At 61.2% G+C, this 23,601-nt stretch carries 17 protein-coding genes; 4 read left to right on the top strand and 13 right to left on the bottom strand.

Going from position 1 to position 23,601, the window contains the following annotated elements; genetic code table 11:
• Window positions 1-21: 21 nt before the first annotated feature.
• From CR105_RS02235 to CR105_RS02220, 4 genes are all read left to right on the top strand, one after another.
• A complete protein-coding gene (locus CR105_RS02235; protein ID WP_099786788.1) occupies window positions 22-975 on the top strand; it encodes a glycosyltransferase family 2 protein in 954 nt (317 codons plus the stop codon).
• Window positions 976-1,075: 100 nt separating this feature from the next.
• Window positions 1,076-1,831, top strand: a complete 756-nt coding sequence (locus CR105_RS02230) for a class I SAM-dependent methyltransferase (protein WP_099786787.1) — start codon at window positions 1,076-1,078, stop codon at window positions 1,829-1,831.
• Window positions 1,832-1,957: 126 nt separating this feature from the next.
• Window positions 1,958-3,229, top strand: coding sequence for a glycosyltransferase family 4 protein (locus tag CR105_RS02225; RefSeq protein ID WP_099786786.1), 1,272 nt, complete (start codon window positions 1,958-1,960; stop codon window positions 3,227-3,229).
• Between the two features lie 49 nt (window positions 3,230-3,278).
• Window positions 3,279-4,751, top strand: a complete 1,473-nt coding sequence (locus tag CR105_RS02220) for a lipopolysaccharide biosynthesis protein (RefSeq protein WP_180288062.1) — start codon at window positions 3,279-3,281, stop codon at window positions 4,749-4,751.
• Window positions 4,752-4,789: 38 nt separating this feature from the next.
• Here CR105_RS02220 and CR105_RS02215 read toward each other — a convergent pair whose 3' ends face one another.
• The 13 genes from CR105_RS02215 to CR105_RS02155 form a co-directional block, all read right to left on the bottom strand.
• A complete protein-coding gene (locus CR105_RS02215) occupies window positions 4,790-5,917 on the bottom strand; it encodes a glycosyltransferase family 4 protein (RefSeq protein WP_099786784.1) in 1,128 nt (375 codons plus the stop codon).
• A 28-nt stretch (window positions 5,918-5,945) separates the two neighbouring features.
• On the bottom strand, window positions 5,946-7,334 hold the full coding sequence (locus tag CR105_RS02210) for a GMC oxidoreductase (RefSeq protein WP_180288061.1): 1,389 nt from the start codon (window positions 7,332-7,334) through the stop codon (window positions 5,946-5,948).
• Window positions 7,335-7,378: 44 nt separating this feature from the next.
• Window positions 7,379-8,380 (bottom strand): NAD-dependent epimerase/dehydratase family protein, encoded by a 1,002-nt coding sequence (locus tag CR105_RS02205; RefSeq protein ID WP_180288060.1) that lies wholly within the window; start codon window positions 8,378-8,380, stop codon window positions 7,379-7,381.
• Window positions 8,381-8,655: 275 nt separating this feature from the next.
• Complete coding sequence (locus CR105_RS02200) at window positions 8,656-11,925, bottom strand: hypothetical protein (RefSeq protein ID WP_099786781.1); 3,270 nt, start codon at window positions 11,923-11,925, stop codon at window positions 8,656-8,658.
• 485 nt (window positions 11,926-12,410) lie between these two features.
• Complete coding sequence (locus CR105_RS02195) at window positions 12,411-13,649, bottom strand: carboxylate--amine ligase (protein WP_131021632.1); 1,239 nt, start codon at window positions 13,647-13,649, stop codon at window positions 12,411-12,413.
• Window positions 13,646-14,785: an acyltransferase family protein gene (locus tag CR105_RS02190; protein ID WP_099786779.1), complete on the bottom strand. Its 1,140-nt coding sequence runs from the start codon at window positions 14,783-14,785 to the stop codon at window positions 13,646-13,648. Before CR105_RS02190 ends, CR105_RS02195 begins: the two co-directional genes overlap by 4 nt.
• Window positions 14,782-15,378 (bottom strand): arsenate reductase/protein-tyrosine-phosphatase family protein, encoded by a 597-nt coding sequence (locus CR105_RS02185; RefSeq protein WP_218968644.1) that lies wholly within the window; start codon window positions 15,376-15,378, stop codon window positions 14,782-14,784. Before CR105_RS02185 ends, CR105_RS02190 begins: the two co-directional genes overlap by 4 nt.
• On the bottom strand, window positions 15,375-16,409 hold the full coding sequence (locus CR105_RS02180; RefSeq protein ID WP_099786778.1) for a polysaccharide deacetylase family protein: 1,035 nt from the start codon (window positions 16,407-16,409) through the stop codon (window positions 15,375-15,377). The genes CR105_RS02185 and CR105_RS02180 overlap by 4 nt, the downstream gene beginning before the upstream one ends.
• Before the next feature lie 89 nt (window positions 16,410-16,498).
• Entirely contained in the window at window positions 16,499-17,620 is a 1,122-nt protein-coding gene (locus tag CR105_RS02175) for a GNAT family N-acetyltransferase (RefSeq protein ID WP_180288059.1), read from the bottom strand.
• Entirely contained in the window at window positions 17,617-18,786 is a 1,170-nt protein-coding gene (locus tag CR105_RS02170; protein ID WP_099786913.1) for a DegT/DnrJ/EryC1/StrS family aminotransferase, read from the bottom strand. Before CR105_RS02170 ends, CR105_RS02175 begins: the two co-directional genes overlap by 4 nt.
• A 12-nt stretch (window positions 18,787-18,798) precedes the next feature.
• Window positions 18,799-20,649, bottom strand: coding sequence for an asparagine synthetase B family protein (locus CR105_RS02165; protein ID WP_099786776.1), 1,851 nt, complete (start codon window positions 20,647-20,649; stop codon window positions 18,799-18,801).
• A 54-nt stretch (window positions 20,650-20,703) separates the two neighbouring features.
• Window positions 20,704-21,939 carry a pyridoxal-dependent decarboxylase, exosortase A system-associated gene (locus CR105_RS02160; protein ID WP_099786775.1) on the bottom strand — a complete coding sequence of 412 codons (1,236 nt, stop codon included), beginning with the start codon at window positions 21,937-21,939 and terminating at the stop codon, window positions 20,704-20,706.
• A complete protein-coding gene (locus CR105_RS02155) occupies window positions 21,936-23,528 on the bottom strand; it encodes an acyl-CoA ligase (AMP-forming), exosortase A system-associated (RefSeq protein ID WP_099786774.1) in 1,593 nt (530 codons plus the stop codon). The genes CR105_RS02160 and CR105_RS02155 overlap by 4 nt, the downstream gene beginning before the upstream one ends.
• Window positions 23,529-23,601 lie beyond the last annotated feature (73 nt).

Below are 23,601 nucleotides of genomic sequence, written 5' to 3'. Positions count from 1 at the left end.
TAGTCGACAACAAAGCCAACCGTGCATCCCGAAGCCACCATATCCGTTGTTATTCCCTGCTATAACGCCGAGCGTTATATCGTCGCGACCATTGAATCGGTGCTGGCGCAAGACCGGGCCGGCCTCGAGATCATCGTCGTCGACGACGGTTCTTCCGATCGTTCGGTCGAAATGGTCCGCGCAACGTTCCCGCAAGTACGAGTCGAGCAGCAGCCAAACCAGGGGGTGGCTGCCGCACGCAATAATGGCATGCGCGTGGCCAGCGGCGAATGGATTGCCTTTGTCGACGCCGACGACATTTGGGTTCCTGGCAAACTCGCGGCCCAGCGCGAACAGCTCGCCACCAACCCGCAGTGCCGGATGAGTTACTGCGCCTGGCAGGTCTGGACTAACGATGCGCCCCGGCCAACGCCAGCCTACCTCGCAGAACTGGCGCTAACAGTTGGCGATTCGGCGCGCTGGGATGGCCCGAGCGGCTGGATTTATCCAGAGTTGCTGCTCGACTGCGTGGTGTGGACCTCGACTGTGCTGGCGCACCGCTCGCTATTCGACGAGATCGGCAACTTTGACACTACCCTGCGCCTTGGCGAAGATTATGACCTGTGGCTGCGTGCTTCGCGCGTTACGCCGATCCTGCGCGTGGCCCGTCCCTACGCCTTGTACCGCATCCATCCGGCCAGTATCACGCACTCGCGACCGACCGAAAATCATCGCGCCAAGGTGATCGGGCGGGCGCTGTCGCAGTGGGGCGTTCGTTCTCCCGACGGCAGACAGGCCGATCCCAAGGCCGTTCGCCGCATGCTCTCAAGAAGCTGGAGCGATTTCGCTGCCGCACTCTTGCATGCCGGTCACGTGGCAGACGCTAAGCGATGCGGGTGGCAATCGCTGCGCGAATTTCCAGCTAATGTAGCCGGCTGGAAAACACTCATCAAGACATATGCAGGCATCCGTAAAACAATGAAGCGGACGGCGTAGTTCCTGGAGAAGGATTGACGTTTCGCCCGCCACGATGAATGCATAAGTAGATTTAAAAGGGGAAGTTTCCGAAGCGCAGTTACACATATTGGAGAATTCAATGAATGAGGCAACTTTTTTGCTCGTCTTAGCAGTTTGCTTGATCTGTTTATACACGCTCAGGAAAGTGCGGAATATTCATCTACTTGTTTATTCATCCAGAGACCAGTTGCAATCTCAAATAGAGTCCGCCTACCACCAAGCCGAGTGCTTGCGCGGACTGTACATTGACCTCGGCATCACGAAGAGTCTGCCTGGCACGCGCGGGTGGGCAGCGTCACCGGATTTCTTAATGGAACTAAGCCGCTATGCGCTCAGGGCGAAGCCGGCGATCGTGGTCGAATGCAGCAGTGGCACGTCGACGATCGTACTGGCGCGCTGCATGCAGATGAATGGAGTCGGTAAAGTCTACAGTTTGGAACACGACGCCATATATGCGGCAAAGACCACAGAACAGCTGATGCTGCATGGGCTGAGCGAGTATGCCGAGGTAATCCATGCGCCATTGAGAGCAATCGATTTGAATGGCAAATCATGGCACTGGTACGCCGTAGAAAACCTTCCAGGACAGCTATCGATCGAAATGCTCGTCGTTGATGGCCCACCGGAAACAACAGGCCCATTGGCGCGCTATCCGGCAGGTCCGGCCTTGTTTCCCCGACTTGCAAGCGGCGCGAGGGTTTACTTGGACGATGCCAATCGGGCCACCGAAAAGGCGACCTTGCAGCGGTGGGCAAGCGAGTTTCCCGACTATGCTTATCAAATGGCGTATTGCGAGAAAGGCTGCGCAGTGATCAACAAACCGGCGAACGCATAAAGTACGGCAACGGATTCTAACGCGGCGAACATGGGGCAAAAGCAGTTTCGTCGCCGCAGTAGTGCGGTTCGCCTTGGCGACCTGGCGTCGCGCCGAGCGCGTTGTATAAAAAAGAAATGAATAACGATGAAAAAAGTTCTGTTTATTGCGTATTTATATCCACCGATCTTCAATTCCGGCACGCGCCGGAGCCTGGAGTTTGTCAACCACCTTCCTGACCACGGATGGTCGCCGACCGTCCTGACGATCGCAGATCCGGAAGAGCGATTTTGCGACGACACTTTGCTGGCCGAAGTTAGGGAGGGAACGCGCATTGAGCGGGCGCCTTTATCGAGCGAAGTCATCGCGCGTGCAATCGCGTCGAAGACGTCCGGTATGGTGAGTGAGCAAAGGATGTTCGACGCCGTAAACTGGCGCCTGCAGCGCTTTTGGAATGTGCCTGACAACATCGCCAGCTGGGGGCCTTCGGTCGTCGCTAAAGGCCGCCAGTTGCTGGCGAACGAATCCTACGATGCGATTTACGCCACCGGCGGGCCGTGGACTTCTTTCCTTGTCGCCGAGAAATTGAGCCGGGTCACTGGCGTGCCCTTCATTATCGATTATCGCGACCTTTGGCAAGCGTCGGATGTCGAGTGGGACAAGCGCACATGGCTGCAGCGCCGCCTAAATCCTATGCTCGAAAGAAAAGTGTTGCGCAGGGCGGCGGGCGTGATCGCTACGACCAAGACATTCCTCACCTTGCTTCCGCAAGATGTGCTGCCAGAGAAACGGTTTGCGATCACGAACGGTTTCGACGAAAACGATTTCCATTCCGCAACGCCGCTGCGTGCGCCCGGCGACGACAGTATCAGGATTGTCTACACGGGTGTGTGGCGCCCGGGTTACAGTCCAGAGGACCTGTACAAGGCGGTAAAGCTGTTGAAAGATCATGGCCTGAAAAACCTGGCGCGGCTCAAGGTCGTCATGGCGGGGTTCCCCCCTGGCCGCGCTGCCGAATACGGCATTGCCGATTTTGTTGAGGAGAAGGGGCGCGTCACGCACGCCGACGCAATCACGCTAATGGCCGGGGCCAGCGCCGTTTATCTCCCCGTGTCACAAGGGCTCTACGAATTTGCCAGCATGCCAGGCAAGCTGTTCGAGTATCTGGGTTGCGGACGTCCGGTGCTGGCGTCCGCGCAAGCCAACAGCGAAGTGGCCTCCACGCTGACCCAAGTTGGCGGGGCGCACCGCGTCGACCCCGGCGATGTCGATGCCCTCGCCAAGGCACTTGCCCGCCTGTGCGATGGTGCCGAAGCCGAACTGTTCTCCACGCGCTGCGCAGAAGAATTAGCTATGTACACAAGGCGCAACCTGACAGGTAAGCTCGCACTGGCACTCAATGCGATTGCGAAGACATGAAAATGCCACCTTTTCTTGTCGCCTGTCTTTCCGATCGGGAAGCCGAGTCATGAGCGGCGTACGCCGCGCCCTGGCATTCTCGATCGGCGAACGCTATGTCATGCTGGTGATCGCATTGGCCAGCAACATGGCCATTGCGCGGCTCCTGACGCCCGAGGCAATCGGTATTTACTCGGTCAGCATGGCCATTGTCGGGGTTGCGCAGGTGCTACGCGACTTCGGTGTAGCCAGCTACCTGATTCAAGAAAAAGACCTGAAGGATGAGTATATCCAAGCAGCCTTCGGCATCTTGCTGGTACTCGGCGTGGGCGTGGCGATCGTTCTCCTGTTCGCAGCACCCTACATCGGCGCCCTGTACGGCGAACCGCGGATGATACCGACGCTGCGGGTTTGCGCGCTCAATTTTCTGCTGATACCGTTTTGTACCGTCTCGCTTGCGATCCTTCGACGAAATATGCAGTTCAAGCGACTTGCTGCAGTCAATCTGGCCGCCACTGCGGCAGGAGCGATTGCCACGACCGGCCTGGCCTTTCTCGGCTACGGGGTCATCAGTCTGGCGATCGGCTCCGTGCTGCTCAACGCCGTGACCGGCATTGGCGCATGGATAGTGCGCGAGGATCGCCGGATTCTGATGCCGGCGTTTGCCGAATGGCGCAGGGTCATCAATTTCGGCGCACAAAGTTCTGTTTCGGGAATCGTGACCAGTCTGGCCATGGACACGAATGATCTGGTGGTCGGCAAACTGATGGGATTTGGCCCCGTTGCCATCCTCAGCCGGGCGCAAGGTTTAATGAATCTGTTCCACCGCGACATGATGGCGGCGATCAGAAATGTCGCCTACCCCGCGTACGCGCAGGCGCACCGCGATAATCAAGCACTTGAGCCGGTTTATATCACCAGTGTCACCAATGTGACGGCGGTTGCATGGCCTTTTTATGGCTTTTTGGCGTTGTATTCGCATGAGATCTTGCGGCTGATGTTCGGGCCGCAATGGGATGCTGCGGCGCCACTCGTGCCGATCTTTTGCCTCGCCGGCGCGATCGCTGCGATCTCGAGCCTCGCGTCCAGCGTAATCCTGGCGGTGAGACGCATCGACCTTGTCACGAAGGTTGAACTGTCATTTCAACCACTACGCGCAGCGATGATCGTCGCAGCGGCGCTCATCTTTCAGACCACGATGGCTTGTGCGCTGGCGCTCGCCATATCGCTGTTGATACAGCTGCCGATGGTTTACTACGCCAAGGGCCGGTGCATCGCCAACGACTATCGTGCACTGTTTTTCGGGCTGGGGCAAAGCGCGAAAGTGACTCTGGCCTGTCTGATCGTGCCGTCTGTAATAGCGTTCTATACCCGTGGCAGCCGTGACACGGCGATCGGCTGGTTCGCATTTGCATGCGCGGCGCTGGTTTGTGTCGCGTGTTGGGCAGCGGCGCTAGTTGCGGTTCGGCATCCACTGGCGAGCGAGCCCATATTCCAAAAAATGCGCAACGCTGGACGGCTGCGCAAAACGACCGGAACTTAGGCTGCGGCGCTAAGCGCCGCACCTGCTTTGTGCGGTCATCACTGGCGCGAACGCGCCAGCACGTCTCGATAGACGTCGAAATGCCGCTCCACACTCTTGCGCCAGGAGAACTGACGAGCCCACTCAATGCTGCGGGCGGCAAGTTCGCTCCTTGCTTGCGCAGGCAGCGTCAAGACTTCCTTGAGCGCGGCAATCCAGGCGGAAAGATCTTCGGCATCGACCGGCCATGCCAGCGGGCCAATCAGGTCGACCAGGCTGCTGACTGGACTGAACAAGATGGGTGTGCCGGCTGCTTGCGACTCGACCGCCGGAAAACCGAAGCCTTCGTACAAGGTGGGGTAAACCGCTGCCTGCGCGCCGCGATACAGCGCGACGAGCTCGCTGTCTTCGACAAACGGGGCGAAATGAACCCGGTGGCGCAACGCCGGCGGAATCTGATCAATCGATGTGGTGCCGGCGCCGAAGCCGCACCCGACCAGATGGAGGTCGGCGCGTCCGCATTGCGCCAACAACTGCAACGCCCAGCCGAAACGCTTGCGCGGCTGTGGCCCGCCCATGAACAACAGGTAGGGAGATGTGCCCAAGGCCTGCTGCAGCACGGCCGGGATGGTTGCCCGGCGATCGTCGAAGAACTCATCTGCAATCCCATGCGGTATCACAGTGAGGCGATCAGCAAGCACCGGCCATCGCGCGGCAATATCGCGCTTCGACGACTCGCTGATGGTAATCACGGCGGCGCAACGACTGTACGCCAGCGCCTGGACCTTGTGCAGGTAAAAGTGGTCAAGTCGAGCCCGCTCTTCCTCCCACAGCACCGTATCGTGGATTGTCACGATCGTCGGCACCGGCTGCCATACGGGCACAGTGTTCTCGGCGCAATGTAACAGCGCCACGCCGGATCGCTTCAGCCGCTGCGGCAAGCCGACTTGTTCCCACAGCTGAAAGCGATCGCCGGGGAAATTAAATACATCGGTATTACCCAACAGCGGCGACGGCACCCGAAACGGCTTGCTGGCGTCCTGTGCGTATGCCGTCCATTTAACGTCATCGCTCGCGGTCGTATTCCTTAGCAGTTCCTGGACGTAGCGTCCGGTACCACGCAGATGTTGTACGTTCAGTGTCTGGGCAGTAATCCCAACTCGTAAGGTCATTTCGGTATTCTCCATGGATACACGGCGCGGCAGCGGTGCAGGACTACTGGTCGTTTGGCAGCGCGCTGGCGTCGGCGCGCTGCCCTAAATGCTTGGCCAGGCGAAGCGCAAGGGCGCTGATCGTCAGGCCTGTGTTGGCCACCCCGCTGGCCGGTATGACCGCCCCGTCGCAGACGTAAAGGTTGGCCATGCCGTGGACCCGGCAGTCGCGGTCGCATACTCCGGATGCGGGCGAATCGGACATGCGCGCCGTACCCGAATGATGGGCGCCGGTCGCCAGTCCGCTGAGCCAGTCCGGGAATTGTCTGGCGCTCTTGAGCACGGGACTCAACTGGTTCAGTACGGCGCCGACGGCGGCGCGCAGGTCGTCCTGATAGGCGGGCGTAAAGCGCCAGTCACGGATCCGTCGCTCCTGGCCGCTGGCTGGATCAGCTTCGCTCCAGACCGCCCGCTCTTTGGAAGGCGGCATTTGCGCCATCATCAGCAGCGTGTATCGCTTGGTCGGCAAATGAATGCCCAGCTTGAACGACAATATGTCGAACACGTCGTCCCAATGCGTCAGCAGCTTCACATAGTTAAACAGGTTCCACGGGCGCTGGCGCAGTTGGTGCAGTACGCTACCAACCCGCTCGCGGCGACTGTCGCGATGAAATGATGCCGCCGGCCTTAACTGAAACGAGATGTCCATGCCGTTTGTGGAGACGACCAGCGGGAGGCGCAAGTTGCCACCGGTGCCTGGCACGTGATAATTCCATAGCTGATACAGCGGCACGCTCAGCTCCACCTCGCCGACGAAGCCCATCGGATGATCTTCGTAGTGGTAGCCGGCATGGGAAAGCGCCGGCAAGTCGACCTTGGTCGCCAGCTTCTGGAGCAAGACAGGCGAACCGAGACCGCCGGCCGACAACACGAACCGATCGCCGCCAACCTGCTCGGCAACGCCGTCGACAGCCACGGTCAGTGCGGCCACCGCACCCTGCTCTGTCAGCTGAAAGCCGGTAACGTCCCCGCGCACCAGCGTCACGCGGCCATCGAGCTTGAGGCTGTCCCAAACGTTCAGCGGCCAGCGCGGGTAGAACAATCCCGGCAGCGACTCAGCAGGCAGCCCAAGCGCGCGATATTTCTCCCGCAGCGCGGCGATCGCCGCGTGCACCTGCTGCATGGGGACGCCGGACAGCAATGGAAATGCCTCTTCGTAATACGGATCGAGGTCGGTTTTCGCAATCGGCCAGTGCCTGGCGAAGGTCTGGTCGTCGATCTCGATGAGGCCGTTGTGCCAGAGCTGGGTGGACCCGCCCAGGCCGGCGCCGAAGTGCGGTTCGGTACGCGCCGGCAAACCGACATCGATGACGGGAAACCGTGGATCGATCGTTGCGGCACCGCGTTCGATCATCGTCACGTCGTGGGTCGCCAGCAATGCATTGGCAAGCATGCACCCGCCAAGCCCGGCGCCGACAATTACTGCCTTTGGACGCGTCATGCCAGGTAACCCGCTGCGCCAAGCCAGCTTCGGGTTGCAGAAACGCCGTGCGGAAAGTCGAATTTGGGGGCCCAGTCAAGCACGCGCTTGGCCTTCTCGTTATGGAAGGCGACCGGGAATATTTCACGCTGGACCCTGCCGGCGTTTGGCCATGGCGCCACCGGTGGCTGCCAGCCACCCAGCTTTTTCAACTTGATACCGATCCGGCCGAGCAGACTTCTGGCGTGCACCGGCGGATGCGCCGCCCAGTAGCTAAGCGCGTCGGCCGACGAAAGATTGGTTACCTGCGGTGCCGGCTCGACCATCGCGGCAAAGGCGTTGATAAATTCACCCCAGGTGACTGTCTGATCGCCGTTGATGAACATCGCCTGTCCGGTCGCTTCTGCGCGTACCAGGGCGGCGTCGATTGCGTCGCACACGTCATCGACATACACGGCATTGCAAAGTCCAGTGCCGTGGTCGAACACGGTCACTGTGCCATCGCGCGCCTGCTCGATGACTTGCAGCACAAAGTGGCTGTTCGGGCCATACACCACCGTCGGCCTGAGGATAACGACTTGCAGGTCGCCCCGGTCATGCGCGGACTGCACGATTTCCTCTTGCTCTGCTTTTGAATCGGAGTAATCGTGATCGTAGCGCCCGATACGAGCCGTGTCCTCGCGCGCCGCCTCGGGCCCGGGCGCAGGTCCATGGACTGACATCGTGCTGACGTGGACGAAGCGCGCAATGCCGCGCTCGATCGCGCAATCGACGAGCCGCCGGGTCGCCTCGGGGCCGCGGTCGCTATGGGCCAAGTGAATAATGGAATCACACCCTTGCATCGCCCGCTTCAGGTCAGCGGTATTGAGCAGATCGGCCACTGCCAGATGCGGCCAGCGTGCCCGCAGCGCAGTTGCGGCAATGGGGCTACGCACCAGCGGCGTGTACGGCTGAACACCCTGTTGATCGAGCAGTTCGCACAGGCGCGTTCCGATAAAGCCAGAGGCGCCGGTAATCAAGCACCTTTCCGGGCGCGATATAAGAGGATGCATTCGGTACCAGTAATTAAATAGCGTAGCTCGACAGCTTGATGGACCGACCTTGGGAAGCGCCGAATCGCGTGTACTTCAATGAAATTTCAATTTCATCAAAGGAACCATTTTGCCCATATTCAATGCCGTAAGCAATACGTATTCTTTACGCAGCGTCGTCGATAAAAAAATCCCACAGCTCTTGCGAGACTGTGGGAACTAGGGCAATAGTTGCCTCATTCGAGCCCAGTCACATCAATGCATCATGCGGTACGTAGGAAGTAAAGGTTCGAAGATTTGGTCGCCATCATCACGAATCCCTTCAGCTCAGGAATGTACGAAAACTTGTTGAGCACGCCTGATGCCACCGATGAAATCGGCGTAATGCCACCCAGTCCGTAGTTAAAGAAATCGATCGGCCACACCGAAGAATCATTAGGTTTGATCTTGTACAGATGGCCTGCCGTCGAAGCACCCGAAGGGGTCGGTGCACCAGAATAAAGAAGGTAACAATCATTTACAGGGTCGTATTCCAGCGCTGCGTATTCCGGGTATTCGCTGGCAAAACGTGCTTTCGCAAGGCTGTCGCCGATCGTAATGGCAGCCGCCGTCGTGCCCGCGATTTTTGCCGCCAACACTCCGAGGCTAATGCTGTAACGCTGGTTGTCGCCCAGGCAGATCCCAAAGAACTGATTGCGTTTGGTATCCCAAGCCCACGGTGACCGGGGCATGATGACCCCGCCAGTGGCAATGTTGGTAATAGCGCCGTTAAGGGGGTTGTAGTATTTATTACCCAAGAATACCTGGTTTGTCACTGGGTTGTATCCGAAGCCTTGGCCGCCCACCGGTACGTTGGGGTAGGTTCCTGCCGGCGCCCACGTCTTCGAGGCCATGTCGAAGCCGTCAACAGTCGGGAAGATCATGGTTGACGCGCCGGAGGTGTAGATCGAACCAATACGCATCAAGCGGTTCGTGGCAGGCACCCACATTGTCGTGTAGTAAGTATGCGAAGTATTTGGCTTTCCGTCTTCTCTGTAAGCAACGTCGTATGTATTGGTTGGGCTCGGTGCGCCAATCTCTACCCAGGCCGGTGCATTGGCCAGCATATCGATCATGGCCGTACTGTTCCTGGTCCCGTCGCCGTGGCCTCCTGCCAAGGTGATGGCGATTTTCCCGTTGGGTAGCTTAGCCCAACCAGAGTACGACTCGATCTGGGTTCCACCTGCGCCCGCAGTGCCCGGAATCTCCATCCAAGCGTTAAGCGGCGCATTTACAGCCCATGCCGGCGCGCCAGCGGTCGTCGAACTCTGCTCTACTGGTGCGACCACAACAGGCGGCAATACTAGCGACCCGTCGGCAGGCTTTATTGACCACACCGGCCGGGTGTTGAATGCAGCACGCAAGGCAGGCCAATTGCTCGCACTCTGAATGCGGCTGTAAGCTTCCAGGGCGCCCGGTACATTGTGCCGTACCGCGTAAGCGATTGCAGGAATCAGATTGCCCCACATTGCGTCTGCTCCCGGCAGTATTTCCGCAGCCAATGTTCCCTCTACCTTTCCCATCCAGGGAGGTGCAACAGCGTAGGTCGCGTTGTAGACCTCGGCGTCCGACTGGTACCAAGGGCCGGTACCGTTATCATAGTTAGGTGCGCTGCTTGGAGTGATTATCATGGTGTACGGCGCGCCGTTGACATACCAGAAGCCACTCTTTGGCCCGAGTCGCATCACTGCGCTGCGTGCTTTCCACTGGAAGAACGCAGCCAGATCCGATGTCGCCTTGGCCGATATCGGCAATCCGAGCGAAACCGAGTAGCCGAAAGCGGCCGTCACGAAGTCTTGCTGCCAAGACGCGCCTTGGCGTAGACTGCCATCGCCATAGCCTTCTCCCGGCTTGATCCAGCCGAACGGATTGTTAGGTTGCACGATATACAGGCTATGGAAATAGTCGATGTTTGCTTCGACCGACGCTATGAATTCTGATCGCAACACAGTGTCAGCGTCTGGTGTGACACAAAGGGCTTGGACGCGGGCGCGCCAGTCCCATGCGCAACTGCGCGTCTGCCAGGCGCCAGGCGCGGCCCGGACCAAGCCCTTGCTGCCCAGGCGCAGGTACTGATTGTCGCCGTTGCCCAAGTAGTTAGCGGTAGTGGCAAACTGGACCTCCTCCATAAAGTACCAGCGACCGGTTACCAGATACGCCATGTAGCCGACTGACGGGCTGTGTGCGACATCCCAACTGGGACCGTTGCCGCCCGTCGGGGTCGGTGTGTACGAGTTGGTGGTAGACCCACCATTGTCCTTGAATGCTTGGCTATTGCCAATATTTAGGGTCGGATAACTACTGAACCGAAGAGGTCGGTTTGTGCTTTCGTCCCGATAGTGCAGTGCGTACCGGCCGGCACTGAAACCGTTCCGGATCACCCCTGCATGCGCAATTTTGGCATCGGTCGTAAGGTAAAGTACATCGTGCTGCGGCAACAATCCAATCGGATCCTGGTAACCTGACGAGCCCATCGAGTCGCTGTCGAAATTGAAGCTGCCGGCCTGCAGGGGCAGATAAGTCGTCGGCAAACGGGTCACGGCGGTTGCGCTTGCGTCAACTACCGCCTGGTACGATGGCACCAGTTCGGTAGCCTGCAAGTACGCTGTATTGTGGCGGGCAATTACGCCCGGATCGACCCCAAGCCAATACGACAACGCTGCTCCATTGATGAGCGGAGTGCGTTGATGGTGTTTGAGGTCAATGGCGGCACTCATGCGTTGCGTCTTGCCAAGTGTAAAAGTGAACGTTGCAGATTTGTTGGTTGGCGCGGCAACCTTAAGGTAGCCGTTTTCGATCCATGGCAGTACTTCTACCGCACCGCTCGCCCACAGCCTTACTTCGAGCCAAGCGACCAGGTGCTTATCGGCGCCAACCGGCTTGCGATAGATCCAGGAAGACATGACCGGTCCCTGCACCCAAGTCTGGAACGGCGCGTCCCAATCCGCCCCGGTCCAGCGGACTGTGCCAAAGCTACCACAACCGACCTCGGCGACGATTTCAGTGGCCCGCAGCTTGGCGGTCGACAGCTGACTTGGCGCACTGGCCGGCGGCGACGTCACCACCACATTGAGGATCGTGTCGGCGGCGGCCGTCACATCGGCGTGCCCGGAAATGACGGCAAACTTTAGCGACCCGTCAGGCCAGACATTTTTGGGCACTACCTGCATGCTGCCCGTCGCGCCAATCAGCACTTTGCCGGCGGGGACATCGCCGCGGCGGAAGGCATAGCCCAGGCAATACGGCGCAGCCCTCACGGCGGATGTGCCTGACAGGCGTATTGTTGCATTGGCCAACGGCGGGCCGATCACCGCGACGGCCGCCGATTGCGGCGGCTCGGTCGGCGCCGGGCTGGACGGATCGCCCGGCACGCCCGGCGAGACCGGATCAACGCCGGCGTGGCCGGGGCCACCTCCGCCACAGGCCGTGAGGACCCCTGATGCGGCCAGCATGGTTGATTTAAAGATGAAATTACGACGGTCGTTGTTGATCATGATTTTTCCGAACTTGGTCGATTAGATGCTAGGGACACGGCAGAGGTCCAATGGTCCTAGGAGGAGAGAAGCGCGCCAGGTGCAGCGGCTACCGCGCAGTTTAGTGCTGCTAGGAAATCTTTAATGCCTTTATGGATGAGCTGGTCCGATTCTACTGCTCAGAATTAGCGATGAAAATGTCCGGTTGGCAAGAAATGCCGATTATCAACGAATAATTTGCGTTCTGTTGCGTTAAGCCAATAAAAGACTGTATGTAGAGGGCAATGTTTTGATTGAGCAATGAAGATGGCTAAAAGTAATTATCTCTTAGGTATCGTCTTACGCATTGTCATTGGACAGAGGTGCGGCACTAGCTTCCCACATGCGACTTTGACGCCGCAGGGCGCAGGCATGCAGGGTGGGGGACGCATCGTAGCGTCCGCTGGTCAGTGATATACTACGGTGACCTGATGAAGACCGGCAAGGGCCGGCCCCCCCGCCGCGAATCAGGCGCGACGTCCTTGATACAGCAGGCGGCGTCCGATCGTTACTACCATTTGGCCTAGGTCTGCGAGCAGAGGCATCGGGTCGCGCCATTCGAACACGTAATAGCGTGTTTGGGGGCGCACAAAATCCGCCAGAAACCCGGCCAGCTCAGGCAGTCGGCGAAATGCCAGCGTGCGGTCGGCAATGGCGTGCTGCTGAAACAAGATGCGTAGAAGCCGCTTCGTTTCCGGAATGATAAAACGACAGCGCAGGCCACTGCGGTAAGCCTGCTGATCAATTGGTTCGCCCATGCCAAACAGACAATACATGTGCCATGGGAAAGCTGCGCCGGCATGGTAGGCGAGGGGCAGGCTGCCCCAGAAGCGCCCGTTTATCTCCATCAGCGCGGAAGTATCCGTAACAGGGTCATGGCGATATTCCACCATGGCCACGCCCTCCCAGTTCAATTCGCGCAACAGCGCAATAGAGTGTGCCATCTGGCCCTGGTGCGCATCGACCGGGAGCGATTCGCACATGCTGGAAAAACCGCCTTCCGGCGGCCATTCGTGGACCCTGCGGTGCTGGAAGGTGTAGTGGGCTTGTCCGTTGTGCATCAGGATGAACTGGCCGAGCCCGTAGCCGGCACAATACTCCTGGACCAGCGGATAGATGCCGACCTGTTCGTAAGGCTGCAGATAGGCGGCCAGTTCGCCGGCCGAGTCGCAGTAATGCGTCTTGTCGAGCGCAAGTCCGGCGTCGGCCAGGGTTGCCGCAATATCGTTCGGATTGGCCCACTTCAACACAACCGGAAACCGCAACACGCCGGCCAGCGCAAGCACGTCCGCCATGCAGGTTGGCTGTTCGGTGCGGGGGACGCGGATGCCGACCCGCGCGGCGGCCGCGTATGTTTGCTCCTTGTTGAGCACGCTCGTCATGCGCGCCTCATCGGCGAACATCAGTGCAAACCCGCTCAGACTTGCGCGGTGCCGGTTGAGCAACGCGATGTCGCTTTCTGAAATGGCGAACAGGCACGCCGGACCTAGCTGGCGACCGAGCGCCCGCAACTGCGCCACCAGCGCCGCTTCGCCACTGGCGCGCAGCAGCCCCTGATGCAGGTAGCGCGACGACATGCCGAGCGCGCCGGCATGGCGCCCAATGCCGGTGACGGCGACGCCGCGGCTTCCCAGGTCGCGAATGATGGCCAGGCCGATCGGGGTATCAATGCCGAGTACGACTGCGGGCTTCAACTCGCTCATCATCTGCCCGCTTCCGCTTTTCCGGCCAGCGCCGGCGTCACGCCCTGGCGCCACCATCTGCTCGCCATCAGCGACGTCAGCACCTTACCGATCCATGCCTTCAGGTGATGCCGCTTATGTTCTGTAAAGGCGCCGATCACGCCGATGGTTAGCACGGTGGCGCCCATGACCTCGCAATAGAACAGGATTCCCGACGGATCGCCGTTGAACAGCGCGGCGAAGAACTGCAGCAGCGGCTGGTGCAGGATGTACAGCGAAAAGGTATAACCGGCCAGCCAGCGAATCGGTCTTTCAGCGAGCAGCAGCGGCGCGGCGAATCGGTGGGCGACGCCGCGAAAGCCGACAAAATTGGCGGCGATAATCAGGGCCAACAGGTAGTCGGTAATGAAGAATTTCGAGAAAGCCGCTGTGGTGTGCCACTTGTCACCTATCAGGCTGCGCAATATCTGGCTGCCGTATTCGGTGAGGTCGAAGTGGTGAAAGACGAAATAGGCCGGCCAGGAAGCGAGAAACAGCAACCAGTTCTGCCATTCCGGCAAGCGCCCCAAGGCTTGCCAGCGATGCAACGCCACTCCCAGCATCCATAACGGCGCCAGCACTAGGATCTTGGGACCGAGAAACACCACCGTCGTGGCAAACAGCAGCACGCGGGCCTTGCCGCGGGTGAAGGTAATAATGGCAAACAGGACGTAGTACCACATCTCGTAGCACAGCGACCAGTACGGCACGTTCGAGAACGACATGATCGAAATTGTCCAGATCTCGTTCAGGTAGAGCAGACTGGTCATCACGCGCAGCCAGGCAAAGCTGTGGGTGGTGGCGTCGACGTAGAATTTCGGCGCCAGCGCTTCGCCGGCCATGTCCAGCAACGGGCACAGCAGGACGGCGGGAATGGCCAGCGAATAGAACCGCGACAGCCGGCTTGACCAGTAGGCGACGGGCGTCTTTTCGCGCGTGGCGGCGATATACGAAATGACGTAGCCCGACAGAATGAAAAAAACGATCACCGCTGCATGGCCGTGATTGCTGAAAGGCAGCTTTTCGGTGATCACGGCGCGAATGTTCGAGTGATACACCACCACCAGCACCGATGCTAGAAATCGCACCAGGTCCAGATAGATCGAGAATTCCTTGTTCATTTCGCTTCCGGCATCGTGGGCCCTGGCGCCACTCGCACCGATCCGGAAAGTTCGCCGCTGAGCTTGTCCGTGGCTTGGCGTACGCGCGCAAAACAGGTGTCGAAATAGCCCGGGCTGAGTGTGAACGGGTCATGCAGGTGCGGCACCGGCGGCGAACACCACATGCCCAGCAGGCAAACCTGGACGTCATCGCGGTCGCCAAGCCGGCGCCGCACTTCGTGCGCTTGACGCACCTCCATCACCAGAAACAGGTCGCCAGGCTGGACTTTGAAGTCGGTCCAGTCCACCGCGCGGTGCGCCGCCATGTCGATGCCGTTGCGCCGCGCCGCCTCGAGCGCTGCGACCGGCGAGCCGCCCCCGGTGCTGGTCGACAGGCCGAACGATGCCACCTTCAGGCCGCTTTCGCGCGCGACCTGGTCACCAAACGCGCTACGGCAGATATTGCCGAGGCAAACGTAGACCAAACGCTGTACCTGCTCGGGTCGATGCAGCCGGAACTGGCGCAGCCGGCCAGTGCCCAGTTCTGCATACGCCAGCAGCAGGCGCAGCAGGCCTCGCGAAGTGCCGAAACGGCGATCGATCCACGCTTTCAATGTCTCACTCCTGTATTGCCGGCCAACGCCAGCGCGCCATAATTGTCATAGGAAACCTGGACCGCCATGCGGCAGACGCTGTGCAACAGGCCGCTTTCAAGCTGCAAATTGTTGGCCGTGGTGTCGGGGCCGGCATGATCGGCCGCCGCCGCCATGCCGCTCGGTTCGAACCGGTCGCGGTTCTGGTCGAGGTACTGGCACAGCGACGCCAGCCTGTGCTGATTGACCCCATGCCGGCGCGCCCGCTGGCGCCCGAGGTCGCGGCTTTGCACGTACTCAAACGGATGGGTCAAGATGACGACCAGCGCGACGCCGGCCCGTTGTGCCTGGTCGAGCAGCGTACGCATCTCGGCAAAACTGGTGCCGGCAATGGTCAGCGACTTGAGGTGGCGCCGGCTGCCCAGGCGCCAGTCGCAAAACGTCAGCACGGGAAACTCGGCCACGCCGTGACGCACGTGCCGCCCGCTGTACATCTGGTAGTCGGGATCGCCACTATCGAAAATGGCCAGGCCGACATTCGAACTGTATGGAATGGCGGCACGGGCCAGCGCCCGGTACAGTACATCGTCGTGCTGTAGGCTGCCGCTGCGAAACACGCGCGGCCGCGGCACGTCCCAGTCGCCGAACGCCGCGATGCCCTGCTTGATCAGGCGCAGCGAGTCGTCTTCGCTGCGGCCAAAAAAGTCATCCTGGCGCGGCTGCGCGCGCACGCGCGCGGCCCAGTCGTCATGGTCGAATACCGACCAGCAGGGATGCACATGCAACTGCACTTCGTGGCCGCTGTCATGAATGCGGCGCGCGATGGGAGCCATCGGATCGTGTTTAAAGTAGGCCCGGTGCAGCGCTTCGACAAAAAATGTAGCAGGAATATTGTGCTCGGCGAATTGCTGCAAGAGGAAACCGAGGCCTTCAGACCGGCCGTCGACGTCGCACCACACCATCGGCTCGGCAACCGGCACACAGGCCGCGTCCTGGAACGCGCCGGCGATGCTAAATTCGGTGTCGATGGTGAGGCAAACTCGTGTGCGCATAATTCAACAGGATATTCAATATGGAAATGTTATCACGCAGCAGCTAAATGTCGGCGCCTGATCTGTGGACGCCGGCCGGCGTTGGCACCTCAGGCCGGTGCGGAAACTGCCTTGAGCCTGGCCCTGAGCGCCTTGACGCGCCGGCCCAGCACTTCACGGGCCCAGCCGGCCAGTCCCCCAACCGAGCGCGGGTTGTAAGCGATGATGCCCCATCGTTCGCGCCGGTGGCTCATCCAGGTTTTTTTGTACGGATCGTCTCCGATCAGGTAATCGACCTCGATGACCTTGTCCACTTCGATGGCGTGTTCCATCAACAGCGCCGTCAGCAGTGTGCCCGGCGCGTACGCCTTGAAGCCTTCGTCGTACGCGACCTTATAAATTTCCGCGCGGCCGTGCGCGACGATCCACAACTGCGCGGCGATCGGCTTGCCGTTCAGCCATGCCAGCCCAAGGCGCAACGACCCGTTACCAGCGCAGGTGCGCGCCAGGCCAGGCATGAATTCAGGATAAGGCTCAGCTTGCTTCCAGCTGCTGGCGTACACCAGGTTGTAGGCGTCGATCGCGCGCGCGACATCGGCGCTGCCAGTGACGATTTCAAGCGTGCCGCCGTCGCCGCCGAATTTTTTCGTCATGCGTTTGATGGTGCTGCGCAACGTGCCGGACCGTTGCGCCAGGTAAGCGATCCACGAACCGTCCACCGGCTGATACCAGTTGCCGAAGCAAAAAAAATCGAACGGTCGCCAACCGGCAAGGCGCATCGCCTCGATCACCAACTGGAACGGCTGGCCGGTGGGGTCCATCGGCGCAAGGCGCAAGGCGCTCAAGCCGGGAAAGTCGGACTGCATCGCCGCCATCAGCGGCACCAGGTCGGCCGCGCAGCACCGGGGCGCAAACAAAGGCTCGAACTGCGTCGTATAGAAATTGCCGAAGGCGTGCAAGGTCCAGCCAAGACGTGCGCGCTCGGCGCGCAGCGGCAGTACCGCCAGCACGGCACCGTGGCGGCGCAGCACGTAAAAGCGCAACTCGTCACTGCCGGGGTAGACGGTCGCTGCCAGATTGCTGAACCACGCCAGACCGAATTCAACGCAGCGTGTTTCTGCATCATCCAGGAACGCCCTTACATCGGCCGCCAGCAGGTCGGGACTACGCACGACTTCAACACCGGTCGCGTGCGGGGCCATCGGGCCGGCAAGTGGAGGGATCGTCGTCATTCTGCCAGCACCTGCGTCACGGCACTGGTCATCCAGTCCATCTGACGCTCGCTTAGACTTTGATGGCAAGGCAGATGTAGCAGGTGCAGCCGCATCCGGGCCGCTACCTTGCACGGCGAAACGGCCATGTCGTCCCATCGCCATACCGGCATGCCGAGTTGCTTGAGCTGAAAGAAATGCGGATCGGGCGCCTGCAGCAGCAATGGGAACATGTAGGGAGTGCAGTCGGGCGGCAGCGCATCGAACAGCGCTTCAGCGCTACCCAACTTGGCGGTGACACCGAGCCAGCGCACGTAGTTTGCTCGCCTTCTCGCTGCCGCAACATCCGCACACGTATGCCGCACAATCGCGCGCGACAGCGCCAGACCGCGCTGATTCTCAGCCGCGCGCTGATAGTGGATTGAAATGAGCGCACCGGTTTCGCAATAGTCCTGGCCGCGCGCGGCTTGCGCACCGGCGGCGGCGGCGACGCCGAGCCCGGCTGCGCCGCCCCCGTGAGCGAGCACCTTAACCAGCGCCTTCAGTTCGTCGACTGCTGCACTCGCTTTTGACGGCGCCGCGTTGTCGAGCTGCGACTCATTGGCCCACAGCGTGCCGCCGTCAGGAGAGGGGAAAAATTTATACGGGCTGGCCACGACCATGCGGCCAGTTCCAGAGTTGCAACGTGGGCCCTGCTCGGTGGCGATTTGCCAGCCGTGCGAGCAGTCTTCGATCAGGAAAACGCCACGCATGCGGCAAAGTTCGGCCAGCGAGGACATCATTTCGGCAGGCTGAGGGAAGCCAAAATAGTGCGGCACAAGCAGCGCCCTGACCGGCTGGCTCACTTCGCTCAGCAGCGCAGCGATTGCTGCGACGTCCGGCCGCAAGTCTTCGCCGAGTGGGTAAAACATGATCTCGGCGCCTAGCGCGAGGGCCGGATCGAGCATGGTGCGGCAATGGTAAGCCGGCGCCAGCAAAGTGCCGCCACCGCCTACGCCGGCCGCCTGGTAGGCCGCATGCAATGCATAGCGGCCGCGCGAAAAATGGCGCACGCCGGCGCCACTCAGCGCGCGGGCGGACGGCGACCGGCGAAACGTCAGGTCGCGCGCCCTCGGGACCGGCAGCAGCGGTACCCGCGGCGGCGGAAAATCGCAGCCTGCAGCATCGAATCGTTGGAACGTCAACATAGAGTTACGGCACTAGACGCGCTGCTCCCTCTGGCGGAACCATTGCTCGAGCATCATCAGCACCCACACCATGGTCCCGTGGTAGCCGGCATGCTCGTTAAGGTGCTGGCCGACCAGCGTATCGATGAACTCGGGCCGAATGATGTTGCGTTTCTTCAGGTCGGTCAGGCTGTCGCTGGCCAGCTGCTGCAGCGGCTTGTGCTGCTGCAGCCAGACGCCGAACGGAAGCCCGAAGCCATGCTTTTGCTTGGTGATGATCTCGTCGGGCAGGAAACCGCGCAGCGCTTCCTTGAAGAAGTAGCGCAGTTTGGTGCCATTGAGCTTCTGCTTCGCCGTAAGGCCGGCTGAAAACGCCACCATTTCTTCCGACAGGAACGGAAACGCCACTTCCATTCCGGCCAGTTCGCAGGCCTTCAGCACTTTTGGCAGATCGTTGTCGGCCAGCGTGACCTTCAGGTCCAGCGCCAGCATGCGGTTGATCAGCGACGACGCCTGATTCTCGGCGTAGCTCTGGCGCAGGCTCATGATCGGACCGCTGGCATCGGCGCCAGCCATGAAATCGGAGGTAAACACCTTGTCGTGGCCGTAGAAGCCGAGCAGATTGTACGTTTCGAGACGGTCCGGCATCGGCACATTGGCTTGCTCGATGTAGCTGCGCGCCTTGCGGATCAGCTTGATGTGCTCGCCGCCCGGGAAATTGCCGATCACCGGTTCCAGCAACGCGGAGCGCAGCGCCGCCGGCACTTGCTGATACAACGCGAATATATGCTGCTTCGAATAGCGTTCGTTGCCGCCGAACAGTTCGTCGCCGCCGTCGCCGCCGAACATGCGCGTGATGCCATCCTTGCGCGCCAGCTGGGCGCAATAGAAGGCGGGCAGCGCCGAGGCATTGCCGAACGGCTGGTCGAACACGCCGGCTACCTGCGGTATGGCGGCGACGATGTCGTCGGGCGTGACGTAATACTCATGGTGGGCGGTGCCGAAATGGCGCGACGCCAGCCGCGCGTACTCCATCTCGTCGTAGCCTTCGGCCTGAAAGCCGATCGAATAGGTATTTGCCGGCTTGCCGCCAACTTCGCACAGGATGCCGGCGATGGTCGAACTGTCGGTGCCGCCAGAGAGGAAGGCGCCGACTTCGGCGCCGGTGCTCGCTTCGCGCACGCTGTCGCGCAGCGTCTGGATGAACTGCTCCTTGAGCTCGCCGAACTGGCGCGCGTGGTCTTCCTTGAACTCGATACGCCAGTAACGCTGCTTGCTGATGGCGCCGTTCTTGAAGCGCAATGACTCGCCCGGCAGCAGGCGCTGCTGTCCCTGGTAGACGGTGCCAGGCGCCGGCACCATGTGGAACGAGACGTAGTTGAACAGTCCCTGGTGGTCGATTTTTGCCGGCGTGAGCGGATGGCGCAAGATGGCATCGGCCGACGAGCCGAACACCAGCGCGCCGCGGACGCTCTGGTAGGCCATCGGCTGGGTGCCCATGCGGTCAATCGCCAGCAGCGCTTCGCCGCTGGTTTCGTCGAGGATGCACAGCGAAAAGGCGCCGCGCAGCTGTGCGCACACCGAGCCCGGGTCACGCCGCCACGCCTGTGCCAGCGCCGGCGCCAGCCCTTCGGCCTGTGCCTGCGCGTGCAGCAGGCCATCGCCAGCCCGCGCATTTCCCCACAAGGCAATGATCAGGCCGTCCTGCTGGTACACGTGGGTGCTGGCGGCGCTGGCGGCTACCGCCGCCGCACTGCTGCTGCCTTGCGCACTGGTGACCGCGCTCGCATCGAAGCGCGCCAGCGGCGCCGCCATCGATTCTATCAAACCCCGATTATCCGCCGCACTGGCGCCGTGACCGATCCAGCCGCACAGGCCGCTCATTGCGCCACTCCGCAAAATACCGTCATCGCTTTCCTCTTATTGCAATTTTATTGTTCAGACCAACGCTTCGAGCGCGGCAGGATGACTAAGGAATCCGCCCGGGCTGGCCGACAGGCCGTAGGCACCAGATTGCAGCACCACCACCAGGTCGCCGACGTCGGCACGCGCCAGGTCCATCTGGTCGGCCAGCAAGTCCAGCGGCGTGCACAGTGGCCCCACCACGGAAGCGGTTTCGCGCTCGCCACCGCGCACGCGGTTGCCGACCACGACCGGATAATTCTTGCGGATCACCTGGCCGAAGTTGCCCGACGCGGCGAGGTGGTGGTGCAAGCCACCGTCGGTGACCAGGTACACCTGGCCGCGCGAGACCTTGCGCTCAATCACCCGGCTGACATAGACACCGGCTTCGGCGACCAGGTAGCGTCCCAGTTCGATGTCGATCCGGGCGCCCGGCAGTGCGCGCTGAACATCTGGCAGCAAGCGCTTCAGGTTGACGCCGACAGCAGCCAGGTCGAGCCGCTCCTCGCCCGGAAAATAGGGAATGCCGAAGCCGCCGCCGATATTGAGCGTCAGCACCGGGCTTGGCGCGTGCTGCGCCAGCCGGATCGCCAGGGCAAACGTTTTTTCGTGCGCGTCCTGCAGCGACGCCGCCTTCAGGTTCTGCGAGCCGCTGTAGATGTGAAAGCCCTGGAACGCCAGCTCAAGTTGGCCAAGGCGCGCCAGCATCTCGGGCACGCGCTCGGCGTCGACCCCGAACTGCTTCGGTCCACCACCCATTTTCATGCCGGACGATTTCAGTTCAAAGTCTGGGTTGACGCGGATCGCCACCTTCGGCGTGATGCCCAGCCGCTTGCCGACCAGCGCCAGCCGCTCCATCTCGGCTTCCGATTCCATGTTCAGCACTACCCCGGCGGCGACCGCACACGACAGGTCGGCATCGCTTTTGCCGGGACCGGCGAAACTGATCAGGCCGGGATCCATTGGGGTATCGAGCGCGACGCGCAGCTCGCCACCGGAGGCGATGTCGATGCCGTCCACCAACGACGCCATGTGCTGCACCACGGCCGGCATCGGATTGGCCTTCATTGCGTAGTGCAAGTGAATTTCAGGCGGCAGGTGCTCGCGCAGCAGCGCCACGCGCGCCGTCAGGCTGGCGCGGTCATAAGCATAAAACGGGGTGTGGCCGATCCGTTCGGCCAGCCGGGTCAAGGCGATGCCGCCGACCTGCAGCACGTCGTCGACGACGGCGAACTGGGTCAGCTCGGCGTGTTTTGGGCGCGGCGCGTTCATGCCGCGCTGCCATCGAAGCTCGATTCGAGCTGCATGCTGAGCAGCTTGCGGTCGATCTTGCCGTTCGGATTGCGCGGCAGGCTGGCCGGCGCCACGATGATACGGGCGGGCAGCATGTAACCGGGCAGGTGCGGCTTGCAGGCGGCCAACAGGCCGGCCGCGTCGATGTCGGCGCCCTCTTTCAGGAACGCCACGACCACGATGGCCTGGCCCAGCGACGGATGCGGCACCCCGAGTGCGGCCGCCTCGGCGACCGCATCGCAGCCATACACGACCGACTCGACTTCCGACGGGCTGACCCGGTAGCCAGATGTCTTGATCATTTCGTCATTGCGGCTGATGAAATACAGGAAGCCTTCGGTGTCCTTGCGGACGGTGTCGCCCGACCACACCGCCATTTCGGTCAGCGGCAGGCCATGGTGAACCGACACGACCGGCTTGAACCGCTCGACCGTTTTGGCCACATCGTTCCAGTACCCCAGCGATACCAGCGCGCCCCGGTGCACCAGTTCGCCCGGCTCGCCCGGCGCGCATTCGCTGCCGTCGGGGCGCAGCACCATCACTTCGGCATTCGGAATGGCCTTGCCCATCGAATCGGGACGGCGGTCGAGTTCGGCCGGCGGCAGATAGGTTGAACGGAATGCTTCGGTCAGCCCGTACATCAGGAACGGCTGCGCCTTCGGCAGCGCCGCGCGCAGAGCGTCGAGGGTCGGGCGCTGCATCGCGCCGCCCGAATTGGTCAGGTAGCGCAGCGTACAATCGGCCGGCCAGTCGAGCGGGGCCAGCTGGATCCACAGCGGCGGCACTGCGGCCAGGCCGGTGATGCGTTCGGCCACTACGGCGCGCAGCACGTCGCGCGCCAGCAGATGGTTGATCAATACCGCGGTGGCGCCGACGCTGAAGGCGGTCGTCAGCTGGCTAAGGCCGTAATCGAAGCTGAGCGGCAAGACCGCCAGGATGCGGTCCGCTGCCGTGTTATTAAGATAGCTGGCTACGCTCTCGGCGCCGGCGACCATGTTGCGGTGTGACAACACAACGCCTTTCGGCTTGCCGGTGCTGCCCGACGTGTACAGGATCGCCGCCATGTCGGCGTCGATGGCCCGGTGTGGCGCCGGCGTGTCGCCTGCCGCGCCGTTCATCGCCGACTCCCACGCCAGCACCCGGATGTGGCCAATCGTCGTCAGCTCGGCGCCGTCGCCGACCACGACGATCGTGTGCAGGTCGTGGCATTGCGGCAGCGCCTGCGCCAGCTGCTTGAGCCGGTCGGCCGAGGTGACCAGCACGCGCACGTTGCAGTCGGCCAAAATGTAGCTGACCTGCTCGGGCTTGAGCAGCGGATTGACGGGTACGAACACGGCGCCCGCGGCGGCGGCGCCGAACATCGCAGTCACGTTTTCAACGCGCTTTTCCAAATAGACGGCGACTCGTTCGCCGCGTCCGATGTCGGCGCGCAGCAGCCCCGTAGCTACAGTGCGTACGGCTGTGGCGAGCGACGCGTAGTCGAGGTGTTGTTTGCCGTATACAAGTGCTTCCGCGTCCGGAGTTCGCCCCTCGGAGCGATAAATAAAGTCGTGGATCAGGGCGCTCATGAAAACCTTGTGTGTTGCTGGTTGGGTAGTTACTACGGATTGATGAACCATTCAACGCCGACCGCCACGCGGG

This window comes from Massilia eurypsychrophila, from assembly GCF_002760655.1.
GTDB lineage: Bacteria > Pseudomonadota > Gammaproteobacteria > Burkholderiales > Burkholderiaceae_D > JAFCUW01.
This window is presented reverse-complemented; position numbering and strand designations above follow the sequence as displayed.